The following is a 24,247-nucleotide window of genomic DNA, read 5'->3' as shown; positions in this document are numbered from 1 at the left end:
GGCTCCGTCGGAGCCGGTCAGCGGCGCGGTCTCGGTGGGAGCGGGAAGAAGCCGCTTGTGCGTGCCGCGTACTCGGCGAAACCCGGGCGATCGGCCATGTGGCGCTCCAACATCGGCTTGCCGCTGCCGTTGATCAGGAGGTAGCTCATCACCAGCGGCGACACCAGCGCCACGGCGGCCGCCTGCGGGCTGTCGCACGCGAGCAGGAACAGGCCCCACCAGACGCAGAAGTCGCCGAAGTAGTTGGGGTGACGGGTCCACCTCCACAGGCCGCGGTCCATGACGCGGCCGCGGTGGGCCGGATCGGCCTTGAAGCGGGCCAGCTGGGCGTCGCCGACCGCCTCGAAGAACAGCCCGAGCGCCCACAGGGCGGTGCCTGCCCAGGCGAATCCCGTCAGAGGCCCGGGAATGTACTGCGCGGCCTGGACGGGCAGCGACACCAGCCACACCAGTGCCCCTTGCAGGAGGTACACCATGCGCAGGGCGTAGAGGTCGCGGCTGCCCGGCGCCTTGGCCAGCAGGGCTTCGTAGCGCGGGTCCTCGCCGTGTCCCCGGCCGCGCCGCGCGATGTGCGCCGCCAGCCGCAGTCCCCACACCGAGGTGAGGACGGTGACGAGCACGCGGCGGGCCTCGTCGCCCTCACCGGCGGACGCCAGGAAGGTGACGAGGGCCACCGCGGTGAAGGCCATCCCCCAGGCGACGTCCACGATCCGGTGCACGCCCCCGCGTACGGCGACGGCGAAGGTGGCGAGCATGACGGCGAACGCCGCTCCGGCCGCGAGCGCCAGGTTCTGGGCGAACGCTCCCCAGGGGAAACCGCTCATGGCGTGGGGTCCTCCTTCGTGAACAGGTACTGCTGGACGTCCAGATAGCCGGAGCGGAACCCGGCTTCGGAGTAGGCGAGATAGAAGGTCCACATCCGGCGGAAGGTCTCGTCGAAGCCGAGGGCCGCGACCTCGCCGGCCCGCTCGGTGAACCGCTCGCGCCACAGCCGCAGGGTCTCCGCGTAGTGCTCCCCGAAGGCGTCCCTGCGCGTGGTGCGCAGGCCGGTGTGGGCGCGGGTCACCTCTTCGACCACCTCGACGGAGGGCAGCAGCCCGCCGGGGAAGACGTACTTCTGGATCCAGGTGAAGGTGTCGCGGGAGGCGAGCATGCGGTCGTGGGGCATGGTGATCGCCTGAAGGGCGGCGCGGCCGCCGGGGGCGAGCCGGGCGTCGAGGGTGGTGAAGTAGGCCGGCCAGAACTCCTCCCCCACGGCTTCGATCATCTCGACGCTGACCACGGCGTCGTAGGTCCCGGTGGCCTCGCGGTAGTCGCACAGCTCGATGCGCACGCGGTCGTCGAGTCCCGCCTCGCGCACCCGTTCGCGGGCCAGGGCCTGCTGTTCCCGGGAGAGGGTGAGCGAGGTGACCCGGGCGCCGCGGGCGGCGGCGCGGATCGCCAGCTCGCCCCAGCCGGTGCCGATTTCGAGGAGCCGTGTGCCCGGTCCCACGTCGGCCAGGTCCAGCAGCCGGTCGATCTTGCGGTGCTGGGCGGCGGGCAGCAGCGCCCAGGAGGCGGGGAAGCCGCGGAAGAGCGCCGACGAATAGCTGAGGGTGTCGTCGAGGAAGAGCGCGAACAGGTCGTTGGACAGGTCGTAGTGGCGGCTGATGTTGTGGCGGGCTCCCGCGGGGGTGTTGCGGTGGACGTCCGGCCGGCGCGTCGCCCAGAGCGCCCGCAGTCTCTGGAGCGGGGCCGGGACCAGCCCGGCCGCGTTGCCGGCGAGCACGGTGAGCGCGGCGACCAGGTCCGGCGCGTCCCACTCCCGGGCCATGTAGGACTCGCCGAAGCCGACGAGGCCGTGGGCGCCGATGCGGCGGTGGAAGGCGGCCGGGTCGTGGATGTCGATGACCGGTCCGCCGAGGCCGGCGCGGGTTCCGTCGGCGAACCGCGCCCGCAGCGGCAGTCGTTCGAGCGCCCGGCGCACCACCGCTCGGGTGACGGCCGTGCGGGCCCGTGACGACGGCGGCCGGGCCACGACGTCCGGCCAGCGGAGCGGGTCGGTGTCCCGTCGGGGTGTCCCGACGGGGCAGGACTCGGCTGTCGTCATGTCACGCTCTCCTGATCTCGTCGTGGGGTGCGGGGCTGAACGGGCAGTCCCCGCAGGTAGAGGCGGATGCCGTGGAGCCGGATGGCGGCGGACACGGCGAGGGTGGACCACGGGTGGCGCAGCGCCTGACGCAGCAGCGCGCCGGCCGTCGCCGCCCGTCGCGTCCCGCGTACGGTGGCGGTGAAGGGCCGTGTGCCCGCGCGTTCCAGACGTACCGTCAGATCGAGCCGGCTGCCGGGCTCGGGCAGCCGCATGCGGTAGGCGCCGTCGACGGGGAAGAACGGCGACACGTAGAACTCCTTGCGGGTCCGCGCGATGCCGCCGACGTCGGGGCGCAGCAGATACGCGTGCCGTTCGCCGTAGGTGTTGTGCACCTCGGCGACGACACAGCGCGCGCTGCCGTCGGGGTCGTGGCACCAGTACAGGGTCAGCGGGTTGAAGACATGGCCGAGGACCCGGGCGTGGGCGAGCATCCGCACCGGTCCGCCGTGCAGGTCGACGCCGTGCGAGGCGAGGAAGCGGTCCAGGCCCGCCCGGATGCTCGGCTGGTCGCCGTCGAAGTGGTCACGCGGATCGAAGCGGGCCAACGGACGCAAGAGGTAGGGAAGTTCGGGCGGATGGTCGGGGTCGGTCAGCCACATGTACGTCCGGTGGTGGAGCGCGTACCGGGTGGGACGGGTCCGTACGTGCGCGACCGTGCAGGGATAGAGGGCGGGGACGCCGGTCACCAGGCCACCCCCAGTCCCTTTGCCGCCTCGACGCCGGAGCGACAGCCGTCCTCGTGGAAGCCCCAGCCGTGGTAGGCGCCGGCGTACGCGGTCACCGGGCTGTTCAGGGCGGGCAGTCGGCGCTGGGCGGCGACGGACTCGGGGGTGTAGACGGGGTGTTCGTACTCCATGCGGGCCAGGACCCGTGCCGGGTCGACCCGGTCCTCCCCGCCGAGGGTGACGACGTAGGTCTCGGGCGCGTCCAGCCGCTGGAGCCGGTTCATGTCATAGCTGACCCGGACCCGGTCGGCGTCGGTGTCGCAGTCGGGCATCAGGTAGTTCCAGGAGGCGCGTGCCCGGCGGGCGCTCGGCAGCAGCGCGGTGTCGGTGTGGAGGAGGGTGGTGTTGCGCGAGTAGCGGAACGTGCCGAGCACCTCGCGTTCCAGGTGGGTGGGGTCGGCGAGCAGCCGCAGGGCCTGGCCGGGGTGCACGGCGATGACGACGGAGTCGTACGAGGCGGTGGTGCCGTCCTCGGTGGTGATGTCCACCCCGTCGGCGTGGCGGCGTACGGCCCTCACCGGGGTGGAGGTGTGCGCCGCGTCGAGTTCCTTGGCCAGTCGCTCGACGTAGGAGCGGGAGCCTCCGGTGACCGTGCGCCAGAGGGGCGAGCCACCCACGGAGAGCATGCCGTGGTGATCCATGAAGCGGAACAGGTAGGCGGCCGGGTAGCGGCGGGCCGTGGCCGCGTCGCAGGACCAGACGGCGGAGACGAGCGGGGTCATGAAGTGCCGCGTGAAATAGGGCGAGTAGCGCTGCCGGGCGATGAACTCGCCGAGCGTGAGGGTGTCTTCGCCGCCTTCGGCCAGCAGCCGGCGGGCGGCGCGGTGGAACGCCGGGACTTCGGTGAGCATCCGCAGGTAGGGGCCGTGCAGCGCGCTGCGGGGCCGGGCGAACAGACCGGCGGGGCCGCGGGCGCCCGCGTACTGGAGTCCGCAGCCCTCGCATCGCACCGACATGCTCATCTCGGAGTCCTGGGTGGCGACGCCGAGTTCTGCGAACAGCCGCAGCAGGTGGGGGTAGGTGCGGTGGTTGTGCACGATGAAGCCCGAGTCGACGCGGTGCAGGCGTCCGTCGGACGAGGTCAGGTCGTGGGTGTGGGCGTGTCCGCCGAGCCGGTCGTCGGCTTCGTAGAGCGCCACGGGCCGCTCGCGACTCAGCACGTACGCGGCGGTGAGCCCGGCCACTCCCCCGCCGATCACGGCCGTACGCCGCGACGCACCCGGCCGTTCCCGCCGACTGCGCCCGGCGCCGCCGTCCGGAGTGTCTGCCGGCCCGTGCCTCGTTCTCATCGGATTCCTCCCGCCCGGCTCCTGATCGGGGGATCGGAGCTCTCGGAGGTATTCCGAAGCAGAGGGCCGAACGGATGGGCCGGAGCCCGATCTTCCTCCGCGCCGGGCGGAGGAAGGACGCCACCACCCGGCGACCGAACACCGAAGGCGACCCTTCCGTCACACCGGGCCACCGGATCATCAAGTGGAGCCGGTCTCACCGTGGCGTCCGGTGACCGGGAGTGACGTCAGTTGACGTGCCGTTCGTGTCCCTCCCAGTACGGCTCGCGCAGCTTGTACTTCTGGAGCTTGCCGGTGGCCGTCCGTGCCAGGATGTCCCGGAATTCGACCGACGTCGGCGCCTTGTACCCGGCGAGGCGCTCCTTGCAGTACTGGATCAGCTCACTCTCCGTGGCCTCCGTGTCCGGAGCGAGGACCACCAGGGCCTTGACGGTCTCGCCCCACTTCTCGTGCGGCACACCGATGACCGCGACCTCGGCCACCGCCGGATGGCTGAAGAGCGCGTCCTCCACCTCGATCGAGGACACGTTCTCACCGCCCGTGATGATCACGTCCTTCTTGCGGTCACTGATCGTCAGATAGCCGTCCTCGCCGATGGATCCGCCGTCACCGGTGTGGAACCAGCCGTCGGCCAGCGCCCGTTCGGACTCCGCGGGCTGCTCCCAGTAGCCCTCCAGCACCACGTTGGACCGCGCGAGGATCTCGCCGTCGGCGGCGGTGCGCAGGGTCACGCCCAGCGCGGGGACGCCGGCGCGTACCAGTTTCTCGGCGCGGGCCTGCGGGTCGAGGCCGTCCCATTCGGCGCGGGTGCGGTTGACGGTGAGCAGGGGGGAGGTCTCGGTGAGGCCGTAGATCTGGATGAACTCCCAGCCCAGCAGGGACTCGACCCGGGCGACGGTCCTGGTGGGCGGCGGCGCCCCGGCGACGATGATACGGACCCGGTCGCGGCCGGGGATCTCGCCGTCGAACGACTCGGCGGCGGCCAGCACCGCGTTGACGACGGCCGGGGCCGCGCACATGACCGTCACGCCGTGCTCGGCGACCCGGCGCAGGATCTCCGCCCCGTCGACCTTGCGCAGCGCGATCTGCCGGACGCCGAGGCCCGCCATCGCGAAGGGCATCCCCCATCCGTTCGCGTGGAACATGGGCAGGGTGTGCAGGTACACATCACGGTCGGTGACCCCGGCGTGCAAGGCGAAGGTCGTGGCGTTGACCCAGATGTTGCGGTGCGTGATCTGTACACCCTTGGGCCGGGCCGTCGTGCCGCTGGTGTAGTTGATCGTCGCGGTGGCGTTCTCGTCCGCCTCCCAGGGGCTGGGTTCGGTGTCGAAGCGGTACAGCTCGGCGTCCGCGGCGGCACCGAGCGTGAAGCGGTGCTTGCAGCCGACCCCTGCGAAGCGGTCGGCCAGCTCGGGGTCGACGAGCAGGACGCTCGCGCCCGAGTGCTCGACGATGTAGCTCACCTCGTCGGCCGTCAGCCGGAAGTTGACCGGTACGAGGACCCGGCCGTGGCCGCTGACACCGAAGAAGGAGGTGAGCAGCCGGGCGCTGTTGGGCGAGACGACGGCCACGCGCGCGCCGTGCGGGACGCCCAGCGCGTCGAGCCCGGCGGCCTGGGCTCTGGCCAGCTCACCGACGCGCCGGTAGGTCAGCCCCTCCCAGGGCTCGGCCGGCTGGTCGGGTTCGTCGACGACACCGAGGCGGTCGCCGTACACGGTGACGGCGCGGTCCAGAAAATCACGTGCTCCGAAGGGGACGAGCATCACGGCCTCCCGACGATCGGACGATGTCCCTTTCTATCCTGGCCCCGCCCCCGCACATCCGGACAACACACGAAGGGGCCGCAGGGCGCACCGGGCGCGCTGTCCGGACCCATGTACGCGTCCTCGCGTCCTTGGCCGCCGCCCGCCCGGCACGTCACGATCGTCCGATGGACAGCCGACCGACGTTCGACTTGCCCCGGCCTCTGCGCATCGGCGGGCTGGGGCTGCATCTGCGCGAGTGGTCCGACGACGACGTCACGGATCTCGTCGCGCTCTACGACGATCCCGAGATCGACCGGTGGACGCCGGTCGTCTCGCCCTTCGACACCGAGGCGGCGCTCGCCTACCTCGCGGCGGCCGAGCAGAAGGCCGCCGAGAGGCGGGGGGTGCAGCTCGCCATCACCACGGACGGTGCGCGGCCCCGGGGCGAGATCCTGCTGTTCCCCGGCACGGCCGACGACCGTGACGTCGAGCTGGCCTACGGCGTGGGGGCCGCCTACCGGGGCCGGGGGCTCGCGACCCGCGCGGTCCGGCTCGTCGTGGACTTCGCCCACCGTCGCGTCGGCGGCCGGCGCGTCGTGCTGTGCATCGAGGACGGGAACACGGCGAGCGAGGCGGTCGCCAAGGCGACGGGTTTCGTCCTCACCGACGACGAGCCCGTGGTCCGTACGGCGAAGGGCCGGGACGTCGTCCTGCGGACCTGGAACCATCTCGAAGGCGACCGCGCACGCCTCGGATGAGGGGCCGTGCCGAAGGACGCGACCCCCTCGGGAGCGCGGACCGTCCCGGCGGACGGACCGTCCCGGCAGAGCGGCGTGAGGGGCGGACCCGGTCGCGGGCCCGCCCCTCGTCCGACGCGGGTGCTCAGCTCACGTTGAGCGCGGTGTCGTCGAGGACGAACGACGTCTGGAGCGTGGAGCCCTCGACGCCGGTGAACCTGATCGTGACCGTCTGTCCGGCGTAGGCGGAGCCCAGGCTGAACGAGCGCTGGGTGTACCCGGACGCCGCGTTCAGGTTCGAGTACGTGGCCAGGGTCGACTGCACAGGGGGCGGACGGGGCTCCGCCTCCCGGCCTTCGGCTGGTGCGTCACGGGTCCCTGCCCGCCGGCGGACTGTCAACGCCCGGCGGGGGCAGATACATAACGACGGGGGACCGACCAGGAGGGGCGGAGATGGAGATCTCGGGCGTCATCAGTGCCATCGTCATCGGCATCGTCATCGGCGTACTGGGCCGGCTCGCCGTGCCGGGACGCCAGCGCATCGGCATCCTGTGGACGATCGCGGTCGGCATCGTGGCCGCGTTCATCGGGTCGGGGATCGCCGCCGCGTTCGGCGTCGCCGACACCAAGGGCGTCGACTGGATCGAGTGGCTCATCCAGATAGGCCTCGCCGCGATCGGCGTCACGGCCCTGGACCGGACCAGGGGGCGTCGCTGAGCGGCCGGTGCCGGGCCGGAACCGGCTGACGGGCGGCGCTCGCCGAATTGCGTTGCCGTGCGGGGGTGTACGCGGCTACGTTCTGCGCGTTTCGCGATTCCGCGCCGCCACTTCACGGAGACACCTTGACGCCACGCATCACACCGTTGACCGATCCCGGCTCCTCCCCCTCGCACCGGCGTCTGGCCTGGCTGGCCTCGGACGCCGAAGGGGTCCCGGTGGGCTCGGCGTTCCTGTTTCTGTCCGGAGGCAAGGGGCGGGCCCATCGCGCCGAGCTGGAGATCGCGGTGCACCCGGCCGAGCGGCGCACCGGAGTGGGCGGCGCCCTTCTCGACGCCGCCCTGACCGCCGCGCGGGGTGACGAACGCCGGTCGCTGGTCGCCCGCGTCACGGCCGGCTCCCCCGGCGAACCGTTTCTCACCGCCCACGGGTTCCGCCCGGTGCTGGCTCTGACGTTCGCCCGCCTCCCGCTGCCGGAACTCGACCTCGAAGCCGTGACCGCGATCGCCGGACGCCCGCACCCCGGCTACGCGTTGACGAGCTGGGACGGCGTCGTGCCTCCCGAGCTGGCGCACACCTTCGCCGACTCCCGCCGGGCCATGGACGACATGCCGATGGAGGACAGCGATCACGGCATCGACGTCTGGGACGTCAAGCGGGTCGTGGCCGTGGCCGAGGCCGTCCTCGAACGGGGCGACGCGCTGCACACGGTGGCCGTGGTGGACCGCTCGGACGGCTCCGTCGCCGGATTCTCGGAACTCGTCGTACCGGGCGACGGGCGCGGCGACGCCCAGCACTACGGGACCGGGGTCCTGCCCGCGCATCGCGGCCACGGCCTCGGGCTGTGGATGAAGGCGGAGTCGATCCGCGGAGCCCGTCTGCGGTACCCGGAACTCGCCGGACTGCTGACCGACACGGCCGACAGCAACGCGCACATGATCGGCATCAACGACGCACTCGGCTATCGCCCGACCCACCGGGAACTGGAGTACCGGCTGGACCTCTGAGGACCGGGGCGCTCCACACCGGTCGCCTCGCCCCCGCGCCGGCCCCGGAGGGGCGTCGACCGGCGTCACCGGCCGGGACGCGGCGGCCGACGACGGGTTCCTGTGTCAGGCGGCCGCCTTCAGCGCACGGCGAGCGTCGTACGCGGACGGGTGGGGCGGGGGCCAGGACCCGGCCGTGGTCGCCGTCGACGGGAAGCCGCCTCCCGCGCGGCACGGGCAGCGGGGCGCCGGTGCCGCCCACGCCACAGAAGGGGCCGAAGCGCGGCGCGCCCCCTTTCCGGGCCGGTGGCCCCGGAGGTCAGCCGCTCCTTGATTCGCGTGGCCGCGCTGTGCCGTTCGAGTTCGGGGACGGTCCCCACGGGCCCGAAGGGCGCCGGCCCCGGTGACCGTCCGGTCCCCGTGGTCCGGCCCGGCCGCCCGGGGCGACGGCGGCCGGCCTCATCCTTCGTACAGGTACGGCGTGGTCGTGGTGAGCGGCTGGAAGCCCAGCCTGCTGAGCACGGGACGGCTCTGGCTGGAGGCGTCGACCTGGACGTAGCGGTAGCCGCGCTCGGCGGCGACACGGGCCCGGTGGGCGACGAGGGCGCGGTAGATGCCCCGGCCCCGCCAGGCCTGGACGGTTCCGCCGCCCCACAGTCCGGCGAACCGGGCCCCGGGCGGGAGTTCCATGCGGGCCGCGCTGACAGGGACGTCTCCGACCAGCGCCACGACGGCGACGACCGTGTTCGCGTCGCCGGTGAGCTGGGCGAGCAGCTGGTGGCGCAGCAGGGTGCTGTCGCCTCCGAAGGCCTGCTCATGGACGTCGGCGACGAGGGCCACGCCCGCGCGGTCGGTGACCGGCAGCAGCCGTACGCCCTCGGGCGGTTCCCGGTCGAGGGCCAGATCGCTCAGCTCGGCGACCATCAGCGTCTCCTCGGGCTGGGCGGTGAAGCCCGCCGCCCGCAGTCGCTGCCCCAGGTCCTCCGGCCGGTCGTGCCCGTACAGCTTCCACTCGAAGCCGCCCCCGAGCCGGGAGAAGAAGCGCACCTGTTCGGCGATGGCCGCGTCGGCGCTCGTCGCGTCGAGGTCGGACCAGACCACCCCGTTCCAGCCCTTGTCGGCGCCGACCTGGCGCACCACCTTGCCGACGCGCTCGACGCGGGCACCCGGCGCGTCGGGCCGCGCGCCCTCCCGCATGTCCCGGTCGAACAGCGCCAGTACCGCTACGTGATCCATGGGGTCACTTCAACATCCCGGGACGAACGGGGCAACGGGATAAGGCGGTGTCCTCCCTGTTCGTCACCCACCAGGCGTCGTCGGCTCCCTCCGCCGGTAGGAGCCTCTCCTCGAAGAGGGCGTCCGGGCGGGCCCTTTCCCAGGGACCGCCCGGACGCCGGTTCCGTGCCGCTCCGGTCAGCCGGTGACGGTCAGCTCCCGCTGGGGGACGGAGCTCGGGGGCGTCGCCTGGACGCGGCGCAGGCCGGTCAGGCTGACGAACACCAGGGAGAAGACGCCCGCGAGGGCGAAGGCGGTGAAGCCCGCGGTGGTCGAGCCGGTGGCGAGGAGATGGCCGCCGAGCCAGGGGCCGAAGACGGCGCCGAAGCGTCCCATTCCGGAGGTCCAGCCGACCGCGGTGGCGCGGTTGTCGTCCTCGGAGCGGTGCGCCACCGTGGCGTAGATCATCGCCTGGGCGCTGAAGAGGAACATGCCGGTCAGGAAGACGACGGTGTAGGTGAGGGGCAGCGCCATCTTGAAGCTGAGGGAGTAGATCCCGACGGCGGTGGCGCCGAACCAGATCGCGGAGATGCGCGAGCCGCCGAACTTGTCGGTGAGGCGTCCGCCGATCAGCATGCCGACGATGCCGCCGAGGTTGATGACGATCACGAAGCCGATGGAGGAGCCGAGGTTGTAGCCGTTGGCCTTCATCAGGGAGGGCAGCCACTGCGAGACACCGTAGACGAGGAGGAGACCGCCGAAGGACGCGATCCAGAAGAGCAGGGTCTGCATCCACCGGCCACCGCGGAACAGGGCGGTGACGGCGCTGAAGCGGTCGGCCACGGCCTGGCGCTCCTCGGCGCGGGCGGCCAGGTCGACCCCGTAACGGTCGGCGAGCGCGCGGGCCTCGTCGGTACGGCCCTTGGCCTGGAGGAAGGACATCGACTCGGGCAGGAACGCGGCCGCCAGCGGAACCCCGATGAACAGCGGTATCACGCAGATCCAGAAGGAGACCCGCCAGTCGCCCGTCCCGAGTGCGACGAATCCGGCGACGATGCCGCCGGCCTGGTGGGCGGTCATCAGGGAACCCACGATCAGGGCGCGGCGGCCCTTCGGCGCGTATTCGGTGACCATGGTGATCGCGCTCGGCAGCAGGCCGCCGAGGCCGAGGCCGGCCAGGAAGCGGCCGAGGCTGAAGACGCCCAGGCTCCCGGCGACGGCGCAGACCGCGGAGGCCAGCGAGAACACGGCGGTCGACGCGATGATCGTCTTCTTGCGGCCGACCCAGTCGCTGACGGTGCCCGAGCACAGCGCGCCGATCAGCATGCCGAAGGTGGCATAGGAGCCGACGTCGCCGGCCTTGCCGGGGTCGATGCCGAGCGCCTTCGTCTCCAGCATGTGCGGCAGCACGGAGCCGTAGATGAACATGTCGAGGCCGTCGAAGAGGACGACCAGCCAGCAGAGGCCGACGACGATCGCGGCCAGTCTGCTGCTGCCGCCGCGAGCGGGCAGGGCGAGGGAGGAGGACATCGTTGTTTCCTCTCGTCCAGGAGGTGGGGGCCCTGGAAGGGGATCGGGGGTGCGGGTCGACGCGGCTCGTGCGGCTGACCCGATTGTGCGACAGACGCTAAGGAGTGAACTCCTAGAGTGTCAACGCTTTTGTCAACAATCTGCGAAACAATCAGGCCATCCCCCACGACCCTCGCACGGGCGGCTGAGAGGCAGGTGAGAACGCGCACGGGCGGCACACGGTCGGTGCCGCCCGCACGTATGCACTGGCTGGAACGGTTCGCTCAGCCGTTCGGCGCCCGACGGGACGCCACCGGGGTGGTCAGCCGATGGGCGGCGTGCCGTGGGTGTGGAAGGACTCGATGGTCTTCAGACCCCACGCCTGGCCCTTCTTCCGCTCGTCCTCGGTCCATGTGATCAGCGGCCAGTCGGGCGCCAGGACGAGGCGGGTGAGCGGGTTGCACAACTCGACGCGGTTGCCGCCGGGTTCGTAGACGTACAGGAAGAACGTCTGCTGGATGGCGTGCTTGTGCGGGCCCGTCTCGATGAACACACCGCTGTCGATGGCGAGATCGGCGGCGCGCAGGATGTCCTCACGGGTGTCCGTGGCGAACGCGATGTGGTGCAGACGTCCGCTCGAACCCGTCCAGTCCTCGGTGTAGACGACGTCGTACGACTTGTTGCTGAAGGTCAGCCACTGGGCGGCGATCCGGCCGCTGTCGAGCTGGATCTGCTCGGTCGGCCGGGCCCCGAGCGCGTCGCGGACGAAGTCCCCGTTCGCGGCGACGTCGGAGGCGAGGTAGTTCACGTGGTCCAGGCGTCGTACGCCGACCCCGTGGCCGGGTTTGGCCTGCGGCTGGTTCTTCAGACCGGGCTTGAGATGGTCGGGCGCCTGATACCACTCGCTCTCCCAGTACAGGGCGAGTTCGTGGCCGTCGGGGTCGGTGGTGACGTAGATGGGTCCGAGACCCGGCTCGTCGCTCACCCAGCGGCCCTCGCGGCCGGCGCTCTCGATCTCCTTGACCCGGCGATGCAGGGCCTCCTCGCTGGAGGCGCGCAGGGCGGTGCGGCGGATGCCCGAGGTCGAATGGGCGGTGAGGATCAGGCTGTGGTGCTCGTAGTCGTCCCAGGTCCGCAGATAGACGGAGTCCCCGGAGCGGCCGTTCTCGGTCAGGCCGAGGTAGTCCGTGAAGAACCGGACGCTGGCGTCCAGGTCGGGGGTGAGCAGTTCGACGTGCCCGAGGTGGGCGATGTCGCCGAGCGGCGGGGCCATGAGGCCTCCTTAAGGGTGATGTGCGGCTCCGGCCGGCCGGGGGAAGACCGTGCCGTCGAAGATCTTGCGTGCGGTGCGGACGACGGCGGTGCGCCGGGCCACGGGCGGGGCGCCCCCGGGGCCGTACTCGACACCGGCCTCGATGTCGAGGAATCCGGTGGGATGTTCGATACGCAGCCGGTCGCCCCGTTCGGGCAGACGCGCCACGGCGTGTCCGACGCCGCCCTCCACGCGCAGCCCGGCGGCGACACTCGCGGCGCCGAGGACGCCGATGGAGGTATGGCAGCGCACCGGGATGAAGGTGCGGGTCGTGACGGCTCCTCCCGCGCGGGGCGGAGCGAGCAGGGTCAGCTTGGGCACGGTGGCGTTCACGACGTCCCCGAGCCCCATCAGCTTGCCCGCCTCCAGCCGGATCGCGCGGAGCCGGTCGGCCAGGGCCGCGTCCTCCTCCAGGTCCTCGGGGGACTCGTATCCGGTGACGCCCAGCGAGGTCGCGGCGATCAGCACGGTCGGCATGCCGTTGTCGACGCAGGTCACGGGCGTGTCGGCGACGATGTCCCGGGCATGGCCGGTGGGCAGCAACGGAGCGCTCCCCCGCCTGAATTCGATCACCACGGGGGCCGCGGTCCCGGGCACCCCGGAGATCTCGGTGTCGCCCTCGTAGACCACCCGTCCGTCTTCGGTGGGGAAGGTCGCGAGCGCGAGGTCCCCGGAGTTGACCATGCGGATGCGTACCGACGTACGGCCGTCCCCGGGCTCGACCAGTCCGCGTTCGACGGCGAACGGGCCGACCCCGGCGAGGATGTTGCCGCAGTTCTGACGGTCCGACACCTCCGCTTTGTCGACGGCCGCTTGGAGGAACAGGTAGTCGACGTCGGCGGCGGGGTCCGCGGAGACCGAGACGACGGCCACCTTGCTGGTCAGCGGGTGGGCGCCGCCCAGGCCGTCGATCTGGCGCGGGTCGGGGCTGCCCATCACCCGCAGCAGCAGGTCGTCGCGTGCCGCGGTGCCCCCGGGCAGATCCCCGGCGAGGAAGTAGGCGCCCTTGGAGGTGCCGCCGCGCAGGAGCATGCAGCGCACCGCGTCGGACCCGCTCATGGCGTGGCTCCGCCCTGGACGCGGGGCCCCCTCATCGCGTGGCTCCGTCCCGCGCGTAGTCGTCGTAGGACGTGTAGGTGACGCCCAGGCGGGCCAGGGTCTCGCGCAACCCGTAGCGGTCCAGGCCGAGTTCGCCGTCGAGGAAGGCGGCGCGGGCCAGCGCCTCCTTGCGCTCGCGGGCGGCGGAGGCCCCGGCGACCTCGCGGGCCTCCTCGCGCGGTACGCACACCACGCCGTCGTCGTCGGCGAGGATCACGTCGCCTGGCCGGACGATCTGGCCGCCGATGGCCACCGGCACGTTCACGGAGCCGCCGGTCGCCTTCACGGTGCCCTGCGGGCTGACGGCTGCGGACCAGGCGGCGAAGCCCATCTCCCGCAGTTCGGCGGTGTCCCGGATACCGGCGTTGATGACCAGACCGCGCACACCGCGCCGGTGGAGCGCCGTGGCGAACAGCTCGCCGAACATGCCGTCGGTGGAGGGCGAGGTGGTGGTGACGACGAGGACGTCGCCCTCGCCGCACTGCTCCACAGCGGCGTGGATCATGAGGTTGTCGCCGGGCCAGGACAGGACGGTGACCGCGGTGCCCGCGACCCGGACGCCCTGCTGGACGGGGCGCAGACGCGTGCCGAGCAGGCCGGTGCGGCCCATCGCCTCGTGCACGGTCGCGGTGCCGTATCCGGCGATCGCCTCGACGTCCTTCGCGTCCGCCTTCGGCGGGCCGGTGACGATCACGCCGCTCATGCCAGCTCCTTCGCGATCTGCGGGTACGGACGCATGAACGCCTCGGCCATGGTCTTGTGGGCCAGGCCCAGGTTGGGGCCGGCGTTGCGCTTGAGCTGGACACCCCGGCGCACGGCGAGGTCGGTGTAGTAGTCCCACAGGTGCTGCTGGGCGCCGAGGCACTCCATCGCCTTGCGCTTGGTCTCCCACACCTCGGTGATGTCGAGGAGGACCTCGGGCCGGAAGCCGCTCATCTCGGGCTGGTGGGGCTCGAAGTAGAAGACGGGCGGGGCGCCGATGATCTCGCCCTCGCCGGGGTAGCCGATGGCCTGGGCGAGGACGCGGGCCTCCAGCGCCATGCGGTTGGCGGCGGGGTGGTCGCCGTTGTAAGGGTCCTCGGTCGGGTGGGTGAGCACGACGTCCGGCTGGGTCTCGCGGTAGAGGGTCACCAGATGGTCGGTGAGTTCGGCGGTGGCGGTCAGCGGGTAGTCGCCGGCGTCGAAGAAGCGGACCGCGGCGCCGAGCGCGGCGGCGGCCTTCTCGGCCTCCTCGCGGCGTATCGCCTTGATCTCGTCGAGCTTCTTGCCCTCCCGCCAGGCCTTGGCGGACTCACCGCGCTCGCCGAAGGTCAGACACGCGATGGTGACCTTCTCCCCGCGGGACGCGGCCAGGGCGATGGCGCCCCCGGCCCGCCACACGAAGTCCCCGGCGTGCGCGGTGACGACGAGCGTCGTTCGTGACGGGCGCCCCCCGGGCCCGGGCGGGGCCGGGGGCTCGGGGGCGGCGGGCGCGTTGCCGTGCGTCATTGCAGCAATCTCCTTGGTGGACAGGTGGGCGCCCGCCTCGGCTGTCCGTCGCACCGCGCGTCGCCGCGCGGTGCGTCAGTCGCGCAGCGCTTCGATCACGCTGCCGAGGTGAGCGCGGACGGCCGCTTCGGCCGCCTGCGGGTCCCTGGCCGTGATCGTCTCGATCATGGCCAGGTGTTCACTCAGGGACTGCTGCGAACGACCGGGGCGCAGCGCCAACTGGAACCGGTGGCGCACCAGTTGGGCGTTGAGCCGCTCCAGGAGTCCCACAGCCGTCTGCTGGCCGGAGAACTCCCTGATCCGGGCGTGTACTTCGTGGTTGAGCTCGGAGTAGGTGATGGGTTCGCCGTCGCCGACCGCCTTGACCATGGCGGCGCCCAGGCCGGCCAGCTCGGCGAGCTGGTCGTCGGTGGCCAGGACGGCGGCCTTGGCGGCGCAGAGACCTTCGAGGGCCATGCGGCACTCGGTGATGGCGACGGCTTCCTCCACGGTCACCACCCGGACGCGTGATCCGCGGTTGCGGATCCGTTCGACCAGTCCCTCCGACTCCAGCTCGATCAACGCCGCCCGCGCGCTGGCCCGGGTGACATCGAACTGCTCGGCGAGTTCGTTCTCCACCAGCCGCTGGGCCGGTGCCATCTCTCCGCGCAGAATCGCCTGCCGCAGCTGCACCAACGCGTGCTGCTTGGCCTGCTCGCCGGTGCCTGGACGGGCTTCCTTCTGCATTGCGCCCTCCCTGAGTGAGTGCCTGTCGAACGTAAATCTAGACCAACAAGATTGTCAACAATTTTGTTCGGCATGTTGCCGACCGTGCCGCGGCGGAACTCAGGGGTCCACCGCCGCTCCAGAAGCCGCGGGCCCCTCCGCCACGTCCCGGCGGACCCGACGCCCGCCGGGCGTCGGCGCCGACAGCGGAGCGGGGGGGGGGGGGGGGGGGGGGGGGGGGGGGGGGGGGGGGGGGGGGGGGGGGCCCCCCCCGCCACCGGCCCTGAAGGAGCGGGCCGTCCCCTTATCCATGACGTTGCGTATTCTGTTTTCTGTATGTATTGTCATCTCATCGCCCGGTGCACAGCATCCGCGAATTTCCCCAAGTCCCCTGTGTCCAGGTAGGGATGACATGAATTTCCATCTGTCCGACGTATCCGACTCCGAGTTGCTGGCGGGCGTCACTGCGGCAGCCAAGCGGGCCCCTGTCGGTGGAGCCGATCTCCTCATCCTCACTGAGCTCCAGCTGCGGCTCTACCGCGAGCTCCACGCTGCTGCGGACCATCTGCTCCGGGCGCCGGAGGGCCGCGAGACCTCCCCAGCGAAGTCCGGGCGGGTCCATGACGCCATCGACGGCATCCTCGGCGCGGATGAGGAGATGGCCGTCTTCCGCCAGATGTACGACCATCTGGCGAACGCGGCGCTGAGCGACCAGCGGGTGGCCGACGAGCTGCTGGCGCTGTCCAGTACTCAGCACGGCCCGGGCGGGGCGTTCCTCAAGCGCGTACTGCGATTCGCGGCGGCCGACGCGTACGCCAGCACGGTCCAAAGGCTCCTCGCCGACTTCGTCAGGTCCACGGAGCCGGAGACCGTACGGGCGGCCATGGCACAGCTCGCGGGCCTGGAGTGGGCCCTCGACCCGGACGACAAGCACCACCGGCCGGTCATGGACACCACGGACGGCGTCGTAAACGACGCCGATGCCGAAGTCCGCCGGTTCCGGGCACTGGGGCTTCGCCCCGAGACGGGCACGGTCCCGGGCGGGGCCCTCACCGGCTCGGACACTGCCGCTTGGGGCACCCCCGACGAGCACCGCATCCGCATCTGGCGCCGTCGGTACGTGGATGCCCACACCCAGAGCCTGGACTGGGCTCTGATGAAGGCGAAGGTGTACCGCCGGGACGCTGAACGACTGGCGCCCTACGGCCACCCGGACGGCCCGGAAGCGGCCGTCGCCTTGCAGCTGCGGCAGGAAGCGGACCGAGCGCGCTCCGCCCGCCTCTTCCAGATCGGCGACTCCCTCGCCCAGATGGCACTACGCCGCGTGGTGCGGCGGGCGGACAAGGCCACGACCCCGTTCGATCCTGCCCACCTCCCCGCCTCGCGCGGGATGCTGTTCCTCGACACCCCCCTGGACCTTCCCAACGGCCGACGCATCGTCGGCTACGTATGGGGCCCCTGGTCGCCCCGGACGGAAGAGGGCTGGTTCCTTCTCCGGCCCGACCAGTACCTGGAGCCGGTGGAGCCCCCGCACGATGACGTCCCCTGGACATGGGTCACTCCGCTGACGTGTGACGAGTCGCTGCTCAAGCTGCCGTTCTCGCCGTACGACACCCTGATGGCGCGCCCCGGCGAGGCCCTGGAACCGGAGGCCCGGCTGCGCGACCCGGACAACCCCGAGCGGTACCGCAGCGGCTCGGCACGCCAAGGCTGCCAGGAGCTGATGACGCGCCACGTGCGCGCCCTGTGGGAGCTGCTGACCCAGCACAAGCGGACCACGGTGCGGGTCCTCTCCCACCAGGTCCACCAGCTCAAGCCCAGCAAGCGCGAGGCCGAACGGCGGCGGGGCATCCACGACTCCGGCCAGGTCGAGAACTGGTGGGTCGACCCGGACGCGGGCGAGCGCTACCAGGAGCAGCGGCCCAGCCAGCCCCGCGAGAGCGGATCAGGCCACACGCTGACGGTCCGCTACTGGAGGGGCGAGCACGAGCGCCAGCAGTGCCCGAATCCCCACCGGCACGCCGCCCTGGAGACGGCCAAGGAAGGTAGCTGCCCGCACTACGAGATCACCATCCCCGAGCACCCCGTGGGTCCCGCCGACGCGCCGTGGTCCGACCGGCTGCGCCGCGCCCGGGTCCGCCCCTCGGCGAAGTCCCAGCGCACCGCAGACGCGTAGTCGTCCATCCTCTGGCCGGGCAGGCCCTGCCTGCCCGGCCAGAGCACCCCGTGGCCCATTCACAAAGCCGAACTCCCGATCATCTTCCACCGAGGAGAGCCATGTCCGAAGACCTCCGCCCCCGTACGCACCAGCACCGCCGCTGCCAGCCGCTGCACACCGTCTACGGCCTGGTCGCGCTGCTCGCCGGCTGCGGCATCCTGCTGGAGCAGCCCGTCATGTGGCTGTTCGTCGTGCCCCTCACTGTCCTTGTCGTCGAAACGCGCCGGCTCGCCCGGAACCGGGCCTGCGCCGCCCTGCGCAGGCGGGACGAGCGCAAAGCCGCCCCGGCTCACGCCCGCTGGGCATGGGGTGCTGCCGCAGCCGGTCTGGACGCCGCCCTGGTGACCGGAGCCTTCGCCGTCTGCACCGTGTTGCTGCTCGGCCATGGTGACGCACTCGTCCTGCGCGGACGAGCAGCGGACTACCTGGCCCTTGGCGCAGGGGCGGCGTTCGCCGGCGCGCATGCCCTCACGCACCGCATGTCCGCCCGAGCCCCGAAGGCGCCGCAGCCCGAGGCGTGACAACTCCCCCTGTCCCACCGTGCCAGGCGATCACCCGGCACGCCCTTCCCCTCAAGTCTTGTGAGAGACCGTCATGTTGCACTTCGACCCCGCGACCACGAGCGGCTCGGCCGTCGCGTCCCTGTTCCGCGTGTGGTGCTCCCTGCGTGAGACCGGTCCCGGGCACCGGCCGGAGGCTGCGGAGCTGGCCGGCGCCGTGGAGGAGATGTTCGCCGGCCTCGGCCTGGACCCGGACGGCCCCCCTGCACAGGTGGAGCCGCCCGGCACGGGAGAGGTGTTCACGGTCTTCGGTCTGCGGTACGACCGAGCCGACGCGCTGCTCGTCGCCGGTGTCATTCCGGGCGAGCACGCCGCTTCCGCTGTCGAACTGGACGGCGACGAGACCGACTTCACCCGGTGGATCGACACCTTCCGCGCCGAGTCCGGGGACGCGGCCGCCACGGCCGCGCGAGCACAGGTCGAAGGCGGGGACTACTGAGACACCCATACCGAGAGTGTTGTGTCTTCATGTTCCAATGTGTAATGTGATTGCACGTCGGGTCCGGCGTCCACCGGCGCCCCAGACTTGGACCACTCCCCTCCCTTCCTCCAGCTCAGGAGACGACTGTGCCTACCCCTGTCGTGACCCGCACCCCCGACCGCCGCGTACCCACCGAACGCGGACTTCGGACCCGCCAGAACCTGATGGAGGCGACGCTCGAACTCCTCGCCACCCGGTCCTACCGCGACATCAAGGTCCTGGACATCGCCCGGGCGGTGGGCACGTCGCCCGCGACGTTCTACCAGTACTTCCCCGACGTCGAAGGCGTCGTCCTCGAAGCGTCCCGGTTCCTGGTCGCGGAGACGAACGCGGCGCTCGACGCCTTCGAGGACGGTTCCTGGTCCTCGGACGGACTGCCCGGCGCCACCCGGCTCGTCGACGCCGTACTCGACGGCTGGAGCGATCACCTCCCGGTCATGCGCGTGCTGACCGCCGTCGCCGCCGAGCGGGACCCCCGCTTCGTCAAGGCGTACTTCGCGGCCACCCGGCCCGTCGTCCGTGCCCTGACGGCGGCCACCACCCAGACGACCACGCCCGACGACGAGGGCAAGGAACTGGTCCACGCCCTCGTGTCCGGCCTGACCGCCGCCGCCGGACACGAGAACGCCGGAAGCGTCCAGGGGCTGACCAAGCGCCAGCGGCGCCGGGGACTCGCCCGCCTCGTCCACGCCGCCGTGACCACCGCCGACGCCTAGAACCCACGCTCCGCCACCAGCCGCAATCCCAGGGAGAACACCTTGATCCAACCAGCCTCTCTCGCCATCGGCTTCGGCCTCGGCGTCCTCAGCGTCCTGATCCGCGCCCTTGCTCTGCGCATCCGGCCGCGCCGCACCCCCCTCCCCCTCTCGGTCGCCTCGCCGAGCCCCGAACTCGTCACCGCCATGTCTGCGGCCGTCGCCGAGCGGTACCCGAACCTCGGAGGGTTCGACTACGCCACCGTCAGCGTCTTCGAGCGCAACGCACCGGAGAACACGGTGCACCTCACCCCCGCGCGCGGCCCCCACCGGGGCGCCATACGCCTGGACCCCAGCGATTCCAACAGCCCCGGTGGCAGGGCCGCCCGGCTGCTGGCCGAGATGAACCTGCCTCACGTCGGCGTCCTGGTCATCCCGCTCGGCCCGCGCTGACCCGGCTCTCGCCGCCCCGGACTCGCTCCGGGGCGGCGACCGACCGGCCCCCATGACCGTCATCCGATCCCCGACCCGTCAGCGAGGAACCGTGACCATCCCGTCCCGCCAGATGTTCAAGTACGGAAACTGGGTGTTCGACATCGACCGGGCCATGCGCCTCCTGGAGGAGCACCCCCGGCCCACCGAGCAGACCTCCGTAACCGACTGGTCGGCCGCCTACCACCTGAGCCTGCTCAGGCCGGACTACGACGGCCCCTCCTGGTGCCCGATCTTCGGCCCGGACCAGTCCCACTTCAGCGCCGAACACGCCATGCGCACCGACCTCGAACAGCCGGTGATCATCGCCACCCTGGAGTTCGACAGCGGCCCGGCTCGCCTGCTGATCGACGGAGTGCACCGCATGTACCGGGCGATGACCGAAGGCCGCCCGACCCTCCCCGCGCACGTCCTGACCCTCGCCGAGACCGCGACGATCCGCGAGCACTGACACCGCCCACCCCACTCAGGAGCCCCCATGACCTCCATCGGCACCGCCCGTCACTTCCAGCCCCACGGCACGCCCGGCCACGTATGCCGCGACCACAACCGGGCCGTTCTGGCCCCCGCCGTCGCCGTCGAAGCCCTCCGCAAGGGCCTCGGACCCGACCTGACCGACGCCCAGCTCGACGAATGCGCGGAGATCGCCGAGCGCAACCCGCTGTCCGACACCTCCCGCGCCGCCGTCCGTGCCGCTCTGGAGCCCGCCCTGTCCGTGCGCAACTCCCCGGCGACCGTGCACCATCGGCTACTCAACCTGACGCCCGGACACCCGCTGCGCGTCCGCGTCGGCGACACCGAATACTTCCTGGTCCCCATCCCCATCACGCTGTAGCCCGCAGCCCGCACAAACTGCGGGTGGCCCGAATCAGACACCCCTCACCAACGCGTCCGGCCCCGGCCGGACGCGTTTTGGCATGATCCCCCTCGACCGAGATCCGGTACCTGACACAGGGGGAACCATGTCCGTGCGCCTGCGCCACACCCTTCCGACCGTGCTCGTGGCCGGGGCACTGCTGATCTCCGGCTGCGCCGGCTCCGACAGCGATCCCAAGGCCGACGGCAAGCCGACGAACAGCGCCCCAGCGGCCCGGCCTTCGTCCTCCACGGTGCTGCCGCACGGCATCGTGAAGCCGGGAACCGCGCTGCCGGTCGGCGACGGAGCATGGACGGTGACGCTGCAGGGCTTCGAGCGGCTGCCGGCCGGAACCGTGCCCGGCGTGCCGACCGGCTCGAGCGCGTACACGGCGCGGGTGACCGTGGCCAACCAGCGGGCGCAGGTCGCGACCGCGCCGCGGACCGCCGTCACCGCCCGGTATGGAGCTCTCGGGCGCACGGCTGCCGAAGCCGCCGGCAGCAGCACGTCCACCTCCAAGGACGAACCGCAGCAGGTCCGCCCCAACGGGTCCGTCGACAGGGACCTGAAGCTGGTGCTTCCCGATCAGGCCCAGGGCCTGCCGGTCACCGTGACCGTGGAAGCGACCGAGGAGGGCCTGGCCGAGCCGGAGCTGCTCTTCTTCGAAGGCGCCCTTCCGGGCACCGCCGCCTCGCCGGACACCCCGGCGCCGCAGGGCGCGCCAGCCGGGCCGTCGGTCACGCCGCTTGGGCAGTGGAGCGGCCAGGTGCGCGTGGGCAAGGTGACGGTGAGCGGCGAGGGCGCCTCGCATACCGGGAGCCTGGAGCTGAGCGTGGTCAACCGCTCCGGCGACCCGATGCCCGGCCTGGGCACCACCGTGCGGATCCTGACCGGCCAGGACCTGCACCTGGCCGCCACCGTCCGCCCGGTGTACGGGTACCGCGACGCCGCGATCGCCCCGTACCGCACCGCTACGCAGACCGTCTCCTTCCGCGTTCCGGAGGCGGCCGTCGGCGGCCCGGTGACGGTCGAGGCAGTCGACGCGGGCGGCTCCAAGGTCACCTTCGAGGGCACACTCGGCTGAAGGAGCCCATAAAAGTTCGGGCGGAGTGTCACACCGGCGGTCCCCGCCACACCTGTAGCAGGTGAACGGTGCCTTCTCCGACCCGAACAGGACTCCCTTACATGGCCCCTCGCCTCCTGACCGCCGGCCTCGTGCTCGCCGCGCTCGCCGCCTCTGCCTGCGGACCCCTCACCGCCCCCAGCTCCACCGCCGATGCCGCCCCCGCTCGCGGTCCGGCCGCGGCCGGAGGCGCGCCCGTGCTGGCCCAGCTGAACAAGCTGACGGTCCGGGCGCAGATCTCCCTCGACGGCTACAGCCGCGACGCCTTCGGACCGGCGTGGAGCGATGCGGGCACGGTCGAGATGTCGGGGAATTCCTGTCCGACGCGCCAGGACGTCCTGGCGCGCGACCTGGACGACGTCGTTCGGGCCGAGGACGGCTGCACCGTCCTCTCCGGCGTTCTCCACGATCGGTACACGGGCCGGACGATCGCCTTCAAGCGCGGACCTGGCACGTCCATGGCGGTGCAGATCGACCACGTGGTCCCCTTGGCCCTCGGGTGGCGCTCGGGGGCCCGGGAGCTGACCGCCGCGCAGAGGCTGAACTACGCGAACGACCCGGCGAATTTGGTTGCTGCTGACGGTCCGACGAACGCCGCGAAGGGTGCCAAGGACGCCTCGGTGTGGATGCCCCCGCGGGCCGAGGCGCACTGCTGGTACGCGACCGCTCAGGTCCGTGTGAAGACCAAGTACCGCCTGTCGGTCACGCCGGCGGAGAAGGCGGCCCTGCGCACCGCCCTGGAATCTTGCCCGGCCGAGGCGGCCCGGCGATGAGGGCGGCCGCACAGCCGCTGCCTTTCGGAGCGGACCGGGACCGGTGGACCCATGCTGTCCGGGAAGCCGCCCGGCTTCATCACGCCGTTCGCGCCGAGCTGGCCGGCCGGCTCGCGGCCCCGGCCACCGAGCGGTCCGCCTTGCAGGCACTGCTGCTGATACGGGAGCGGACCCGGGGTGGGTGGCTGCGCTGGGACATCTTCGGGCCGCACCCTGCGGGCGTGCTGCGCGAGGCGGGCGTCTTCGATCCCGGGCAGCACCCGGTGGGTTGCTGGGTGTGCCGGACGGTCTGGGGGCGTCGCCCTCCCCTGTACATCTGGACGCTGGGAGGGCTGGAGCTTCCTCGTCCCCTTCCGGTCGGCCGGACCGCGCTGTTCGCCGTGACCGCCTTCGCCGCCCTGGGCCCAGCGACGTCCGTACTGCCGGCGGCCTCCGGTCTGCTCGTGGCCGGCGTGGCCGGCCTGGTCGCGGCTGCCGGACTGCCGGCGGCCGTCCGGCACCTCACCCGGCGCCGCGTGCGCGTGGTGGACACGGACGAGGCGTACGCCGCGGTCTTCTTCCGGCTGCTGGCCGCCGAGCAGCGCCTGCGCATGCTCGCCGAGCGCAGCGAGCGCTACGAGCTGACGCGCGCGGCGGCGGTGCTGCCGCGGCTGGTGTGGGACGCGGCCGGGCTGGTCCCGCTGGCGGCGGACGACGTGGAAGCCCGCGAACTCCTCCTCGGTTACGAACAGTCGCTCGCGCTCCTGGTCGACCAGGCCGTCGAGGTCGAGCGGCAGGAGGAAGCGGTGGAGTCGGCGATCCGTGACGACCGCGCGCCCGCGTCGCCGGCCAGGCCGGCGCTGCCGGAAGAGCTGCTGCCCCGGGCACTGCTGGACGAGGTGCGGCTGGAGCTGGAGGAGCTGGGGCACGGACTGCGCCACGCCCGGGAGGTCCTGGGCGGCGCCGACGAAGGAACGCAGCATGCGACGAATGGAGAGCGCGATGAGTGAGCACGAGCTGGACCGGCCTGTCCTGTGGCGGGAGGCCCATCCGGACGCCTACGCCGAACTGAAGCGCACCTGGGGGGTGATCGGGCACAGCAGTGTCCTCATGGTGCTCAGCCTGAGCTTGATCGGCACGTCGCTGACGCTGGGCTACCTGCATCTGCCGGGATGGCTGGCGACCGTCGCGCGCCTGGGCACCAGCGCAGCGGCAGTCGGCTGCGGCGCGGTCGGCCTGTGGCGGCTGGTCCGTGCCCTGTTCCGGTCGGCGCGGGCGGTCATCCGTACGCGCCGGCGCGGCGCCGGCAGCAAGGCGCAGGGGGCGGCTGCCGAGGACACCCAGCCCGAGGCCGCGCCGGCGGCGGCGTCCTGAACGGGAGAGGCGAGCCGTGTTCCGGTCCGAGAGCTTCAC

General features: G+C 72.0%; 26 protein-coding genes and 1 pseudogene. 14 read left to right on the top strand and 13 right to left on the bottom strand.

The window, feature by feature from the left end; genetic code table 11:
* Nucleotides 1–17: 17 nt before the first annotated feature.
* From ACF07B_RS29155 to ACF07B_RS29135, 5 genes are all read right to left on the bottom strand, one after another.
* On the bottom strand, nt 18–824 hold the full coding sequence (locus ACF07B_RS29155; RefSeq protein WP_392181144.1) for a DUF1295 domain-containing protein: 807 nt from the start codon (nt 822–824) through the stop codon (nt 18–20).
* On the bottom strand, nt 821–2,089 hold the full coding sequence (locus tag ACF07B_RS29150) for a class I SAM-dependent methyltransferase (protein ID WP_369482259.1): 1,269 nt from the start codon (nt 2,087–2,089) through the stop codon (nt 821–823). Before ACF07B_RS29150 ends, ACF07B_RS29155 begins: the two co-directional genes overlap by 4 nt.
* Nucleotides 2,086–2,817 (bottom strand): DUF1365 domain-containing protein, encoded by a 732-nt coding sequence (locus ACF07B_RS29145; protein WP_392181143.1) that lies wholly within the window; start codon nt 2,815–2,817, stop codon nt 2,086–2,088. The genes ACF07B_RS29150 and ACF07B_RS29145 overlap by 4 nt, the downstream gene beginning before the upstream one ends.
* Entirely contained in the window at nt 2,814–4,145 is a 1,332-nt protein-coding gene (locus ACF07B_RS29140; protein WP_392181142.1) for an NAD(P)/FAD-dependent oxidoreductase, read from the bottom strand. The genes ACF07B_RS29145 and ACF07B_RS29140 overlap by 4 nt, the downstream gene beginning before the upstream one ends.
* 227 nt (nt 4,146–4,372) lie before the next feature.
* Nucleotides 4,373–5,908 carry an AMP-binding protein gene (locus ACF07B_RS29135; protein WP_392181141.1) on the bottom strand — a complete coding sequence of 512 codons (1,536 nt, stop codon included), beginning with the start codon at nt 5,906–5,908 and terminating at the stop codon, nt 4,373–4,375.
* A gap of 167 nt (nt 5,909–6,075) precedes the next feature.
* Here ACF07B_RS29135 and ACF07B_RS29130 point away from each other — a divergent pair, with 167 nt between their 5' ends.
* Nucleotides 6,076–6,648, top strand: a complete 573-nt coding sequence (locus tag ACF07B_RS29130; RefSeq protein WP_392181140.1) for a GNAT family N-acetyltransferase — start codon at nt 6,076–6,078, stop codon at nt 6,646–6,648.
* 124 nt (nt 6,649–6,772) lie between these two features.
* Here ACF07B_RS29130 and ACF07B_RS29125 read toward each other — a convergent pair.
* Nucleotides 6,773–6,952, bottom strand: a pseudogene (locus tag ACF07B_RS29125) (hydrolase); the annotation flags it as partial.
* A gap of 128 nt (nt 6,953–7,080) precedes the next feature.
* On the opposite strand from ACF07B_RS29125, the gene ACF07B_RS29120 reads away from it, so the two are divergent.
* Together ACF07B_RS29120 and ACF07B_RS29115 are read left to right on the top strand one after the other, a co-directional pair.
* On the top strand, nt 7,081–7,344 hold the full coding sequence (locus ACF07B_RS29120) for a GlsB/YeaQ/YmgE family stress response membrane protein (protein ID WP_392181139.1): 264 nt from the start codon (nt 7,081–7,083) through the stop codon (nt 7,342–7,344).
* Nucleotides 7,345–7,469: 125 nt separating this feature from the next.
* The gene (locus tag ACF07B_RS29115; protein WP_392181138.1) at nt 7,470–8,351 is read left to right on the top strand and encodes a GNAT family N-acetyltransferase; all 882 of its coding nucleotides are present in this window, start codon (nt 7,470–7,472) and stop codon (nt 8,349–8,351) included.
* Nucleotides 8,352–8,789: 438 nt separating this feature from the next.
* Here ACF07B_RS29115 and ACF07B_RS29110 read toward each other — a convergent pair whose 3' ends face one another.
* The 7 genes from ACF07B_RS29110 to ACF07B_RS29080 form a co-directional block, all read right to left on the bottom strand.
* Complete coding sequence (locus ACF07B_RS29110) at nt 8,790–9,566, bottom strand: GNAT family N-acetyltransferase (protein ID WP_369482251.1); 777 nt, start codon at nt 9,564–9,566, stop codon at nt 8,790–8,792.
* Nucleotides 9,567–9,743: 177 nt separating this feature from the next.
* Complete coding sequence (locus tag ACF07B_RS29105) at nt 9,744–11,075, bottom strand: MFS transporter (protein ID WP_392181137.1); 1,332 nt, start codon at nt 11,073–11,075, stop codon at nt 9,744–9,746.
* 301 nt (nt 11,076–11,376) lie between these two features.
* Nucleotides 11,377–12,327, bottom strand: coding sequence for a catechol 2,3-dioxygenase (locus tag ACF07B_RS29100; RefSeq protein WP_392181136.1), 951 nt, complete (start codon nt 12,325–12,327; stop codon nt 11,377–11,379).
* Between the two features lie 9 nt (nt 12,328–12,336).
* The gene (locus tag ACF07B_RS29095) at nt 12,337–13,425 is read right to left on the bottom strand and encodes a 4-oxalomesaconate tautomerase (RefSeq protein WP_392181135.1); all 1,089 of its coding nucleotides are present in this window, start codon (nt 13,423–13,425) and stop codon (nt 12,337–12,339) included.
* Between the two features lie 31 nt (nt 13,426–13,456).
* Nucleotides 13,457–14,167 carry a 4-carboxy-4-hydroxy-2-oxoadipate aldolase/oxaloacetate decarboxylase gene (locus tag ACF07B_RS29090; protein WP_392181134.1) on the bottom strand — a complete coding sequence of 237 codons (711 nt, stop codon included), beginning with the start codon at nt 14,165–14,167 and terminating at the stop codon, nt 13,457–13,459.
* Entirely contained in the window at nt 14,164–14,952 is a 789-nt protein-coding gene (locus ACF07B_RS29085) for a PIG-L deacetylase family protein (protein ID WP_392181133.1), read from the bottom strand. Before ACF07B_RS29085 ends, ACF07B_RS29090 begins: the two co-directional genes overlap by 4 nt.
* A 75-nt stretch (nt 14,953–15,027) precedes the next feature.
* A complete protein-coding gene (locus ACF07B_RS29080; RefSeq protein ID WP_384243456.1) occupies nt 15,028–15,678 on the bottom strand; it encodes a GntR family transcriptional regulator in 651 nt (216 codons plus the stop codon).
* Nucleotides 15,679–16,069: 391 nt separating this feature from the next.
* On the opposite strand from ACF07B_RS29080, the gene ACF07B_RS29075 reads away from it, so the two are divergent.
* The 11 genes from ACF07B_RS29075 (at nt 16,070) to ACF07B_RS29025 (ending at nt 24,208) form a co-directional block, all read left to right on the top strand.
* Nucleotides 16,070–17,833, top strand: coding sequence for a hypothetical protein (locus tag ACF07B_RS29075; RefSeq protein ID WP_392181132.1), 1,764 nt, complete (start codon nt 16,070–16,072; stop codon nt 17,831–17,833).
* Nucleotides 17,834–17,934: 101 nt separating this feature from the next.
* A complete protein-coding gene (locus tag ACF07B_RS29070) occupies nt 17,935–18,396 on the top strand; it encodes a hypothetical protein (RefSeq protein ID WP_392181131.1) in 462 nt (153 codons plus the stop codon).
* A gap of 73 nt (nt 18,397–18,469) precedes the next feature.
* The gene (locus ACF07B_RS29065) at nt 18,470–18,874 is read left to right on the top strand and encodes a hypothetical protein (protein WP_392181130.1); all 405 of its coding nucleotides are present in this window, start codon (nt 18,470–18,472) and stop codon (nt 18,872–18,874) included.
* Nucleotides 18,875–19,002: 128 nt separating this feature from the next.
* Nucleotides 19,003–19,632: a TetR/AcrR family transcriptional regulator gene (locus ACF07B_RS29060; protein WP_392181129.1), complete on the top strand. Its 630-nt coding sequence runs from the start codon at nt 19,003–19,005 to the stop codon at nt 19,630–19,632.
* 42 nt (nt 19,633–19,674) lie between these two features.
* Nucleotides 19,675–20,064 (top strand): hypothetical protein, encoded by a 390-nt coding sequence (locus tag ACF07B_RS29055; protein WP_392181128.1) that lies wholly within the window; start codon nt 19,675–19,677, stop codon nt 20,062–20,064.
* A 91-nt stretch (nt 20,065–20,155) separates the two neighbouring features.
* A complete protein-coding gene (locus tag ACF07B_RS29050; RefSeq protein ID WP_392181127.1) occupies nt 20,156–20,554 on the top strand; it encodes a hypothetical protein in 399 nt (132 codons plus the stop codon).
* A gap of 27 nt (nt 20,555–20,581) precedes the next feature.
* Nucleotides 20,582–20,938 (top strand): hypothetical protein, encoded by a 357-nt coding sequence (locus ACF07B_RS29045; protein ID WP_060880659.1) that lies wholly within the window; start codon nt 20,582–20,584, stop codon nt 20,936–20,938.
* A gap of 127 nt (nt 20,939–21,065) precedes the next feature.
* On the top strand, nt 21,066–22,043 hold the full coding sequence (locus ACF07B_RS29040; protein WP_392181126.1) for a hypothetical protein: 978 nt from the start codon (nt 21,066–21,068) through the stop codon (nt 22,041–22,043).
* A gap of 101 nt (nt 22,044–22,144) precedes the next feature.
* Nucleotides 22,145–22,855, top strand: a complete 711-nt coding sequence (locus ACF07B_RS29035) for an HNH endonuclease family protein (RefSeq protein ID WP_392181125.1) — start codon at nt 22,145–22,147, stop codon at nt 22,853–22,855.
* Nucleotides 22,852–23,844, top strand: coding sequence for a hypothetical protein (locus tag ACF07B_RS29030; RefSeq protein ID WP_392181124.1), 993 nt, complete (start codon nt 22,852–22,854; stop codon nt 23,842–23,844). Before ACF07B_RS29035 ends, ACF07B_RS29030 begins: the two co-directional genes overlap by 4 nt.
* On the top strand, nt 23,837–24,208 hold the full coding sequence (locus ACF07B_RS29025) for a hypothetical protein (RefSeq protein ID WP_249938701.1): 372 nt from the start codon (nt 23,837–23,839) through the stop codon (nt 24,206–24,208). Before ACF07B_RS29030 ends, ACF07B_RS29025 begins: the two co-directional genes overlap by 8 nt.
* Nucleotides 24,209–24,247: the final 39 nt, after the last annotated feature.

Origin of the sequence: Streptomyces sp. NPDC015532 (genome assembly GCF_043078065.1) — a bacterium.
Taxonomy (GTDB): Bacteria; Actinomycetota; Actinomycetes; order Streptomycetales; family Streptomycetaceae; genus Streptomyces.
Note: the sequence above shows the minus strand (reverse complement) of the source record. Positions and strands in the feature narration are given on the sequence as shown.

Bases quoted from the DNA above. Each gene is read 5' to 3' on its own strand.
- ACF07B_RS29065 (WP_392181130.1), top strand. From the start codon at position 18,470: ATGTTGCACTTCGACCCCGCGACCACGAGCGGCTCGGCCGTCGCGTCC.
- ACF07B_RS29105 (WP_392181137.1), bottom strand. From the start codon at position 11,075: ATGTCCTCCTCCCTCGCCCTGCCCGCTCGCGGCGGCAGCAGCAGACTG.
- ACF07B_RS29135 (WP_392181141.1), bottom strand. From the start codon at position 5,908: ATGCTCGTCCCCTTCGGAGCACGTGATTTTCTGGACCGCGCCGTCACC.
- ACF07B_RS29070 (WP_392181131.1), top strand. From the start codon at position 17,935: ATGTCCGAAGACCTCCGCCCCCGTACGCACCAGCACCGCCGCTGCCAG.
- ACF07B_RS29040 (WP_392181126.1), top strand. From the start codon at position 21,066: ATGTCCGTGCGCCTGCGCCACACCCTTCCGACCGTGCTCGTGGCCGGG.
- ACF07B_RS29095 (WP_392181135.1), bottom strand. From the start codon at position 13,425: ATGAGCGGGTCCGACGCGGTGCGCTGCATGCTCCTGCGCGGCGGCACC.
- ACF07B_RS29130 (WP_392181140.1), top strand. From the start codon at position 6,076: ATGGACAGCCGACCGACGTTCGACTTGCCCCGGCCTCTGCGCATCGGC.
- ACF07B_RS29155 (WP_392181144.1), bottom strand. From the start codon at position 824: ATGAGCGGTTTCCCCTGGGGAGCGTTCGCCCAGAACCTGGCGCTCGCG.
- ACF07B_RS29140 (WP_392181142.1), bottom strand. From the start codon at position 4,145: ATGAGAACGAGGCACGGGCCGGCAGACACTCCGGACGGCGGCGCCGGG.
- ACF07B_RS29045 (WP_060880659.1), top strand. From the start codon at position 20,582: ATGACCTCCATCGGCACCGCCCGTCACTTCCAGCCCCACGGCACGCCC.
- ACF07B_RS29035 (WP_392181125.1), top strand. From the start codon at position 22,145: ATGGCCCCTCGCCTCCTGACCGCCGGCCTCGTGCTCGCCGCGCTCGCC.
- ACF07B_RS29090 (WP_392181134.1), bottom strand. From the start codon at position 14,167: ATGAGCGGCGTGATCGTCACCGGCCCGCCGAAGGCGGACGCGAAGGAC.
- ACF07B_RS29030 (WP_392181124.1), top strand. From the start codon at position 22,852: ATGAGGGCGGCCGCACAGCCGCTGCCTTTCGGAGCGGACCGGGACCGG.
- ACF07B_RS29100 (WP_392181136.1), bottom strand. From the start codon at position 12,327: ATGGCCCCGCCGCTCGGCGACATCGCCCACCTCGGGCACGTCGAACTG.
- ACF07B_RS29080 (WP_384243456.1), bottom strand. From the start codon at position 15,678: ATGCAGAAGGAAGCCCGTCCAGGCACCGGCGAGCAGGCCAAGCAGCAC.
- ACF07B_RS29150 (WP_369482259.1), bottom strand. From the start codon at position 2,089: ATGACGACAGCCGAGTCCTGCCCCGTCGGGACACCCCGACGGGACACC.
- ACF07B_RS29110 (WP_369482251.1), bottom strand. From the start codon at position 9,566: ATGGATCACGTAGCGGTACTGGCGCTGTTCGACCGGGACATGCGGGAG.
- ACF07B_RS29075 (WP_392181132.1), top strand. From the start codon at position 16,070: ATGAATTTCCATCTGTCCGACGTATCCGACTCCGAGTTGCTGGCGGGC.
- ACF07B_RS29120 (WP_392181139.1), top strand. From the start codon at position 7,081: ATGGAGATCTCGGGCGTCATCAGTGCCATCGTCATCGGCATCGTCATC.
- ACF07B_RS29085 (WP_392181133.1), bottom strand. From the start codon at position 14,952: ATGACGCACGGCAACGCGCCCGCCGCCCCCGAGCCCCCGGCCCCGCCC.
- ACF07B_RS29025 (WP_249938701.1), top strand. From the start codon at position 23,837: ATGAGTGAGCACGAGCTGGACCGGCCTGTCCTGTGGCGGGAGGCCCAT.